This is a genomic window from Bacillus sp. mrc49 (assembly GCF_002803435.1).
Genome location: NZ_PHNG01000626.1, coordinates 1 through 663, shown reverse-complemented (window position 1 = coordinate 663; position 663 = coordinate 1). Strand labels below are relative to the sequence as shown.

Below are 663 nucleotides of genomic sequence, written 5' to 3'. Positions count from 1 at the left end.
TTGTCGAAGATAATGCACCGATCATCTGGAGGGGCCCAATGCTTGGCAAAATGCTGAACAGTTTCTTCAATGAAGTGGAATGGGGAGAGTTGGACTATTTAGTGCTCGACTTGCCGCCAGGTACGGGAGATGTTGCTTTGGACGTCCATACGATGCTGCCTTCCTGTAAGGAAATCATCGTGACGACACCGCATCCAACTGCAGCCTTCGTTGCTGCAAGAGCCGGTGCGATGGCCATCAAGACAGAGCATGAAGTCATTGGAGTCATTGAGAATATGTCATTCTTTGAAAGTAAAACGACTGGAGAAAAAGAATATGTATTCGGTAAAGGAGGCGGCGCGAAGCTTGCTGAAGAACTCCGAACAGAGGTTTTGGGACAACTTCCCCTGCAGCAGCCGGATTGGAATGAAGAGGATTTCGCCCCATCCATTTACGCAGCAGACCATAGGCTAGGCAGGATTTATGAGGATATTGCCAAGAAGGTCATTGAAAAGCTTCAATAAAAAAATAAGGGCTGATTCCGAAATTGGAATCAGCCTTATATCATTCCTTATCCTTCTTATCTTTTTCTTCGCCTTTAGTTTCCTTTTCCGCAGCTTTTGTAGCTGCTTTATCCAATCTTTCCTGCAGCTTCGCTTGAACGAGTGGACTATCCATCGTTTC

Annotated in this window: 1 protein-coding gene; it reads left to right on the top strand. The window is 46.0% G+C overall.

The genetic code is table 11. The features are described 5' to 3' along the window. Positions 1 to 503: P-loop NTPase (locus CVN76_RS06475; RefSeq protein ID WP_157805574.1), on the top strand; the 503-nt coding region annotated here is incomplete at its 5' end. Positions 504 to 663 lie beyond the last annotated feature (160 nt).